9 protein-coding genes and 1 pseudogene are annotated in these 7542 nt (G+C 51.6%); all 10 read right to left on the reverse strand.

Features of this window, described 5'->3' with window-relative positions:
* Nucleotides 1-151 (reverse strand): transposase (locus tag BBW68_RS16120; protein ID WP_148127579.1); only part of this gene is annotated, 151 nt, incomplete at its 3' end.
* A gap of 145 nt (nt 152-296) precedes the next feature.
* Nucleotides 297-716 (reverse strand): F0F1 ATP synthase subunit epsilon, encoded by a 420-nt coding sequence (locus BBW68_RS06885; protein WP_070134557.1) that lies wholly within the window; start codon nt 714-716, stop codon nt 297-299.
* Nucleotides 717-740: 24 nt separating this feature from the next.
* Nucleotides 741-2123 (reverse strand): F0F1 ATP synthase subunit beta, encoded by a 1383-nt coding sequence (atpD, locus tag BBW68_RS06890; protein ID WP_070134558.1) that lies wholly within the window; start codon nt 2121-2123, stop codon nt 741-743.
* Between the two features lie 32 nt (nt 2124-2155).
* Nucleotides 2156-3025: a F0F1 ATP synthase subunit gamma gene (atpG, locus tag BBW68_RS06895; RefSeq protein WP_070134559.1), complete on the reverse strand. Its 870-nt coding sequence runs from the start codon at nt 3023-3025 to the stop codon at nt 2156-2158.
* Nucleotides 3026-3079: 54 nt separating this feature from the next.
* Nucleotides 3080-4621, reverse strand: a complete 1542-nt coding sequence (gene atpA / locus BBW68_RS06900; protein WP_070134560.1) for a F0F1 ATP synthase subunit alpha — start codon at nt 4619-4621, stop codon at nt 3080-3082.
* Between the two features lie 16 nt (nt 4622-4637).
* Entirely contained in the window at nt 4638-5171 is a 534-nt protein-coding gene (gene atpH, locus BBW68_RS06905; RefSeq protein ID WP_070134561.1) for a F0F1 ATP synthase subunit delta, read from the reverse strand.
* 11 nt (nt 5172-5182) lie between these two features.
* Nucleotides 5183-5653, reverse strand: coding sequence for a F0F1 ATP synthase subunit B (gene atpF / locus BBW68_RS06910; RefSeq protein WP_070134562.1), 471 nt, complete (start codon nt 5651-5653; stop codon nt 5183-5185).
* 101 nt (nt 5654-5754) lie between these two features.
* On the reverse strand, nt 5755-5994 hold the full coding sequence (gene atpE / locus BBW68_RS06915) for a F0F1 ATP synthase subunit C (RefSeq protein WP_003849523.1): 240 nt from the start codon (nt 5992-5994) through the stop codon (nt 5755-5757).
* Nucleotides 5995-6043: 49 nt separating this feature from the next.
* Nucleotides 6044-6862: a F0F1 ATP synthase subunit A gene (gene atpB, locus BBW68_RS06920; protein WP_070134563.1), complete on the reverse strand. Its 819-nt coding sequence runs from the start codon at nt 6860-6862 to the stop codon at nt 6044-6046.
* Between the two features lie 64 nt (nt 6863-6926).
* Nucleotides 6927-7253, reverse strand: a pseudogene (locus BBW68_RS06925) (ATP synthase subunit I).
* Nucleotides 7254-7542: the final 289 nt, after the last annotated feature.

The following is a 7542-nucleotide window of genomic DNA, read 5'->3' on the forward strand; positions in this document are numbered from 1 at the left end:
ATGGAGCGCCTGAACACAGCACCCAGAACATACCATTGATGATCATACGGTGTTTTGCCCATGGGCGTCCGGCCCGTGGTGTTACTGGTTCAGTTGGTAATAAGGGCTGGATGAGAGCCCATGCTTCATCGGAAAGATCGTAACGAGCCATAGTTCAATGTGTTGTGGAAACAGGCAGTTACTATAGCTCAGGTGATTAAGGGACACAGCCTAGCCTGAAGCGCAGCGAGTGGCGGGATTAGGGCAAAAAAATGCCAGTCAGTTTCCGACTGGCACTCGAACAACTTAAACCTGAGTTACATTGCGTTCTTGGTCAACTCGATCACGCGCAGTTTGGCGATCGCTTTAGCCAGTTCTGCAGACGCCATGGCGAAGTCAACATCACCGTGCGAGCTGTTCATATGCTCTTCGGCTTTGCGTTTCGCTTCCAGCGCGCGAGCTTCATCAAGATCGCTGCCGCGGATCGCAGTGTCAGCCAGCACGGTAACCGCGCTAGGCTGCACTTCCAGCACGCCCCCGGAGAGGTAAATCACCTCTTCTTCGCCGTGCTGCTTAACGATGCGAACCATACCGGGCTTAATGGCGGTCAGGAGCGGGGCGTGGTTTTGGCGAATACCCAGCTCACCTTCGCTACCTGATACTTGGATGCTCTGTACGGTACCGGAGAACATCTGCTGCTCCGCGCTGACAACGTCCAGATGAAAAGTCATAGCCATTGTTAACCTCCAGAGAAACTGAAATTACAGTTTCTTCGCTTTTTCCACGGCTTCTTCGATGGAACCTACCATGTAGAAAGCCTGCTCTGGTATATGGTCGAATTCGCCTTCCATGATGCCTTTAAAGCCACGGATGGTATCTTTCAGGGACACGTATTTACCCGGAGAACCGGTGAATACTTCTGCCACGAAGAACGGCTGGGACAGGAAACGCTGCATCTTACGTGAGCGTACTACCACCAGTTTGTCTTCTTCTGACAGTTCGTCCATACCTAGGATGGCGATGATGTCTTTCAGTTCTTGATAACGCTGCAGCAGTGACTGAACGCCACGCGCAGTGTCATAGTGTTCCTGACCAACAACCAGTGGATCCAGCTGACGGCTGGTAGAATCCAGTGGGTCAACCGCCGGGTAGATACCCAGTGAAGCGATCGGACGGCTCAGTACCACTGTGGCGTCTAAGTGCGCAAAGGTGGTGGCTGGTGACGGGTCAGTCAAGTCATCCGCAGGAACGTAAACGGCCTGAACGGAAGTGATTGAACCGGTTTTGGTCGAGGTGATACGTTCCTGCAGAACGCCCATCTCTTCCGCCAGCGTTGGCTGATAACCTACCGCAGAAGGCATACGACCCAGCAGTGCTGAAACTTCAGTACCGGCCAAGGTGTAACGGTAGATGTTATCGATGAACAGCAGTACGTCACGACCTTCGTCACGGAATTTCTCAGCCATAGTCAGACCGGTCAGCGCTACACGCAGACGGTTCCCTGGTGGCTCGTTCATCTGGCCATAAACCAAGGACACTTTGTCGATAACGTTAGAGTCAGTCATCTCGTGGTAGAAATCGTTACCCTCACGAGTACGCTCGCCCACACCGGCAAATACCGAGAAACCTGAATGCTCAGCCGCGATGTTACGGATCAGCTCCATCATGTTTACGGTTTTACCTACACCCGCACCACCGAACAGACCGACTTTACCGCCCTTAGCGAACGGACACATCAGGTCGATAACCTTGATGCCAGTTTCCAGCAGTTCCTGCGAGTTTGACTGATCTTCGTAAGAAGGTGCTGAACGGTGAATCGCCCAACGCTCTTCTTCGCCGATGTCGCCTTTCATATCGATTGGCTCGCCCAGCACGTTCATGATACGGCCAAGCGTTGCAACACCAACAGGTACTTCGATCGGGTGCTCAAGGTCGACAGTTTCCAGACCGCGCTTCAGGCCGTCTGAAGAACCCATGGCGATGGTACGAACCATGTTACCACCCAGCTGCTGCTGAACTTCCAGCACCAGACGAGCATCACCATTTTTAACCTCAAGGGCGCTGTACACTTGTGGTACTGCATCCTGAGGGAACTCGACATCAACCACGGCGCCGATTACCTGGACAATTTTTCCAGTAGCCATCTTGAATCCTCTACCTAATTCATTAAACCTAGTTAAACCGCGGAGGCCCCACCGACAATCTCGGTAAGTTCGAGGGTAATGCTGGCCTGACGAGTTTTGTTGTATACCAACTGCAGCTCTTTGATCAGGTTTCCGCCGTTATCGGTTGCAGCTTTCATTGCCACCATTCGCGCGGCCTGCTCGCTGGCTAGGTTTTCGACAACACCCTGGTAAACCTGAGACTCGACATAGCGGCGCAGTAACGTGTCCAGCAGCGCTTTCGGATCCGGTTCATACAGATAGTCCCAGGTACTCTTCTTCACAACGCCTTCCGCATCATCTGCTGGCGGTAATGGCAGCAGCTGTACGATCTGTGAAGTCTGAGACATGGTGTTGATAAATTTGTTGCTGACGATAAACAGCTTGTCAAGACGGCCTTCATCGTATGCCTGAAGCATCACTTTGACCGGACCAATCAGGTCAGACAGGGCAAGTTTATCACCCATCCCGGTAACCTGAGCAACCACGTTGCCGCCAACAGAGCTGAAGAATGACAGACCTTTGGAACCGATAACCGCCATATCACTTTCGACGCCTTTATCAGCCCTAGTCTTCATATCAGCCAGTACTCGCTTGAACAGGTTAACGTTCAAACCACCACAAAGCCCGCGGTCGGTGGACACGACCAGATAGCCGACGCGTTTAACGTCACGCTCTTCTAGGTAAGGGTGCTTGTATTCCAGATTCCCTAACGTAATGTGACCAATTACTTTGCGCATGGTCTCTGCATAAGGACGGCTGGCCGCCATGCGTTCCTGCGATTTACGCATTTTAGAGGCGGCGACCATTTCCATCGCTTTGGTGATCTTCTGCGTATTTTGCACGCTGCCGATCTTACTACGTATCTCTTTTGCGCCGGCCATAAGCTTCTCCTCAAGGCCTCGCGGCCTGCCCCCGAAGGGACAAGCCGCCAGACATTACCAAGACTGGACTGCTTTAAACGTTTCGAGGAGGCCTTTCAGCTTCTCTTCGATTTCGCTGTTATAGTTACCAGACTGGTTGATATCAGCTATCAGCTCTGCGTGATCGCGATCCGCGTAAGCCAGCAGTGCGGCTTCGAAGCTACCAATTTCCGCCAGTTCAACGTCATTCAGGAAACCACGCTCGGCGGCAAACAGCACCAGACCCTGCTGCGCGACAGACATCGGCGCATACTGTTTCTGTTTCAGGAGCTCTGTCACTTTCTGACCGTGGCTCAGCTGTTTGCGGGTTGCTTCATCCAGATCGGAGGCGAACTGAGCGAACGCAGCTAGTTCACGATACTGTGCCAGCGCGGTACGAATACCACCGGACAGTTTCTTGATGATCTTGGTCTGAGCAGCACCACCTACACGAGATACCGAAATACCCGGGTTAACCGCCGGACGAATACCGGAGTTAAACAGGTTGGTTTCCAGAAATATCTGACCATCGGTAATCGAGATTACGTTGGTTGGAACGAAGGCAGAAACGTCACCCGCCTGGGTTTCAATGATTGGCAGCGCAGTCAGTGAACCGGTTTTACCTTTTACTTCACCGTTGGTGAAACGCTCAACATAGTCGGCGCTCACGCGGGAAGCACGCTCCAGCAGACGGGAGTGGAGGTAGAACACGTCGCCAGGGAACGCTTCGCGCCCTGGTGGACGGCGCAGCAGCAGAGAAACCTGACGGTAAGCAACAGCCTGTTTAGACAGGTCATCATACACGATCAGTGCGTCTTCACCTCGGTCACGGAAATATTCGCCCATCGCACAACCGGCATACGGTGCCAAGTATTGCAGAGCAGCCGACTCAGATGCGGTTGCAACCACAACGATGGTGTTAGCCAGCGTGTTGTGTTCTTCCAGTTTACGTACCACGTTAGCAACGGTAGAGGCTTTCTGGCCGATAGCAACGTACACACATTTGATACCGGAATCGCGCTGGTTGATGATCGCATCGATCGCCATTGCGGTTTTACCGGTCTGACGGTCACCGATGATCAGCTCACGCTGGCCACGGCCAATTGGAATCATTGAATCGACAGACTTGTAACCAGTCTGTACAGGCTGGTCAACAGCCTGACGGTCAATCACGCATGGTGCAATCACTTCGATCGGTGAGAAACCGTCGTTGTCGATAGCTCCTTTACCATCGATAGGAGCACCTAGAGTGTTCACTACGCGGCCCAGCAGGCCACGGCCGACCGGAACTTCTAAGATGCGGCCAGTACACTTAACCTTCATGCCTTCGGCGAGGTCAGAGTATGGGCCCATCACTACGGTACCAACAGAGTCGCGCTCTAGGTTCAGTGCGATAGCGTAACGGTTACCCGGCAGGGCAATCATCTCACCCTGCATCACATCGGCCAAGCCGTTGACGCGGATGATACCGTCACTTACAGAAACAATAGTACCTTCGTTGTGAGCTTCGCTCACTACATTGAACTGAGCAATGCGTTGCTTGATCAGTTCGCTGATTTCGGTGGAATTCAGTTGCATATATGCTCAAGTCCCCTTAAGTCTGCAAGACGTCTGCGAGGCGTTCGAGACGACCGCGTACGCTTCCGTCAATGACCATATCACCCGCACGGATGATTACGCCTGCCATTACAAACTTATCAATTTTGCAATTCAGTTTAACTTTGCGTGACAGACGTTTTTCCATCGCGCTGCTGATTTTGGTCAGCTGTTCATCGCTCAATATCGTGGAAGAAATAACTTCAACCTCAGCGGTCACATCATGTGCGGCATTCAGTTGGATGAACTGTTCCAGAACAGCGGTAAGCGCTGGCAAACGTTTGTTCTCAGCCATCACCTTTATCAGGTTCTGACCGGTTTCGTCGAGTTGGTCACCACAGATCGCGATGAACACTCCAGACAACGCTTCCGGCACCAGAGAGTCGGAAAGAAGTTCTGATACCTGTTCATTGCCAGCCACTTCGACGGCAAACGCTAGCATCTGCTGCCAGTGATCGATACTTTGATGTTCAACCGCAAAGTCAAAAACGGCTTTAGCGTAGGGGCGAGCTACGGTAGTAAATTCAGACATCAGCCCCTCCCTTACAGTTCAGCGACCAGTTTATCAATGATGTCGCTGTTAGCAGCGTCATCCACGGAACGTTCAATGATTTTCTCGGCGCCAGCAACAGCCAGCATCGCGACCTGCTTGCGCAGCTCTTCACGTGCACGTTTAAGTTCGGCATCAATTTCTGCCTGCGCTTGAGTGATGATCTTGTTACGTTCCTGCTTAGCCTCAGCTTTCGCTTCGTCCAAGATCTGCGCCCGGCGTTTGTTCGCCTGCTCGACGATGACCTGAGCGTCTTCTTTCGCTTTCTTCAGCTCGTCGGTCGCATTAGCCTGCGCGAGATCCAAATCTTTCTTGGCACGTTCAGCAGAAGCAAGGCCTTCGGCAACTTCTTTCTGGCGATTTTCTACAGCAGCCATAAGCGGCGGCCACACGTACTTCATGCAGAACAGGACAAACAGGATGAACGCGATAGCCTGGCCGAGGATTGTTGCGTTAATGTTCACAGCACAATACCTCATTGTTAAGTTAACTTTTTCTACCGCTGCCGAAGCAGCGGCCAGAAGCCGTTCATCGCTCACAAACGCTGGCGATGAACTATTGGTTTTTACGCGACAGCAAACATCACGTACAGACCCAGACCAACAGCGATCATTGGGATTGCATCCACCAGCCCCATTACAACAAAGAACTGCGTACGCAGCAGAGGAATAAGATCCGGTTGGCGTGCGGCGCCTTCCAGGAATTTGCCTCCGAGGATGCCGATACCGATCGCAGCACCGATTGCCGCTAGGCCCATCATCACAGCGGCAGCCATGTACAGCAGATCCATATTCAGGTTTTCCATGACAGTCTCCAGTTTGTTTCAGTTAAAACGCAGTAGTGTTGAGAAAAAATCAGAATTCTTCAGATGCCATTGACAGATAGACAATCGTTAAGACCATGAAAATGAAAGCCTGGAGCGAAATGATCAGGATGTGGAAAATGGCCCATGGCACATTCAGAATCCACTGTGACCACCACGGCAACAAACCGGCAATCAGGATAAAAATCAATTCCCCCGCATACATGTTTCCGAACAGTCGCAGACCCAGAGATACCGGTTTGGACAGCAGGCTCACACCTTCCAGAATCAGGTTGATCGGAATGAATACAGGGTGGTTGAAGGGTTGCAGAGTCAGCTCTTTAGTAAAGCCGCCAATGCCTTTCATCTTGATGCTATAGAACAGAATCAAAATAAATACGCCAAGGGCCATCGACAGCGTGACGTTCACGTCAGCAGAAGGCACCACACGCAACGCTGGCAGACCAAAGACATGCTCGCCGATGTACGGCAGCAGATCGATTGGCAGCAGGTCCATGAAGTTCATCAAGAACACCCAGACGAAAATCATCATGGCCAGTGGAGCGATAAGTTTGCTTTTACCGTGGTACATGTCGCGCACGTTGTCGTCAATGAAGCCAACAACTAGCTCAACGGCGGCCTGTAATTTACCTGGCACGCCGCTGGTCGCTGATTTCGCAACTTTGCGAAACAGCACCAAGAGCACCAGTCCCAGCACCACAGAGAAAAACATGGAGTCGATATTTAGTACCCAGAACGTCGTCGGAGCGTCTTGTGGATTCACTAGCTCAAAGGTACGCAGGTCAAGCTGAAGGTTATTCAGATGATGACCTATGTATTCTTGCGGCGTAGAGATTTCTCCTGCAACCATGATGCTCTTACCCTTTGTTGTTAATTACAGCCGGTGCGACAATTTGCATAATCAGCACCGATAATCAAGTCAGTCCCAGCAGCGTAAACACCGCCTTAAACACTCCCAGCACCACGATAATCACGAGAACAGTAACGAACACATTTAGCACTTCGCCTAACGCAAAAGTCTAGGCGAGCCGCCCTGTTATTTCATGTCCTGCCCGGTGGCGCCAAGCAAAAATTATAAACAACACGTTCGGCAGCTAGGCTGCCAGTCCCTCCGCTAAGGCGGACACGCCCCACGTCAGATCTTTCAGGGCAAAAAACAGTGCGCCGATTACGACAAAGGTCACCAGCTGCAAAAGCAACACGGTCCGGGTAAATTCCACTCTGTAAATGGACACTGATATGACGCTGAAACTCTCCTACCCCGATGGGGGTATGTCGCGTGTCGTATAAAACTGCCTTTGCTCTTTTGAGTCAAGCCGCAAAAAACGTGCAAATTATACGGTGCGCACCTGTGATTTCAATCAATAAGTAGAGAAAAGTGAACAATTATTATTTAAATTTCTTTCTAGCGCTTCGTTTCCCAAAACTGCTAGCGGCGGCAATTGACCGGCTTTTTTCTGCAATACGCGACGTTGCTTGCTCTCAACGCGTGCGACAGTTCACAATTCAGTCATGCGGCTTCTGGGTGCG

The sequence above is a fragment of the Candidatus Erwinia dacicola genome, from assembly GCF_001756855.1.
GTDB lineage: Bacteria > Pseudomonadota > Gammaproteobacteria > Enterobacterales > Enterobacteriaceae > Erwinia > Erwinia dacicola.

Bases quoted from the DNA above. Each gene is read 5' to 3' on its own strand.
- BBW68_RS06885 (WP_070134557.1), bottom strand. From the start codon at position 716: ATGGCTATGACTTTTCATCTGGACGTTGTCAGCGCGGAGCAGCAGATG.
- atpD (WP_070134558.1), bottom strand. From the start codon at position 2,123: ATGGCTACTGGAAAAATTGTCCAGGTAATCGGCGCCGTGGTTGATGTC.
- atpG (WP_070134559.1), bottom strand. From the start codon at position 3,025: ATGGCCGGCGCAAAAGAGATACGTAGTAAGATCGGCAGCGTGCAAAAT.
- atpA (WP_070134560.1), bottom strand. From the start codon at position 4,621: ATGCAACTGAATTCCACCGAAATCAGCGAACTGATCAAGCAACGCATT.
- atpH (WP_070134561.1), bottom strand. From the start codon at position 5,171: ATGTCTGAATTTACTACCGTAGCTCGCCCCTACGCTAAAGCCGTTTTT.
- atpE (WP_003849523.1), bottom strand. From the start codon at position 5,994: ATGGAAAACCTGAATATGGATCTGCTGTACATGGCTGCCGCTGTGATG.
- atpB (WP_070134563.1), bottom strand. From the start codon at position 6,862: ATGGTTGCAGGAGAAATCTCTACGCCGCAAGAATACATAGGTCATCAT.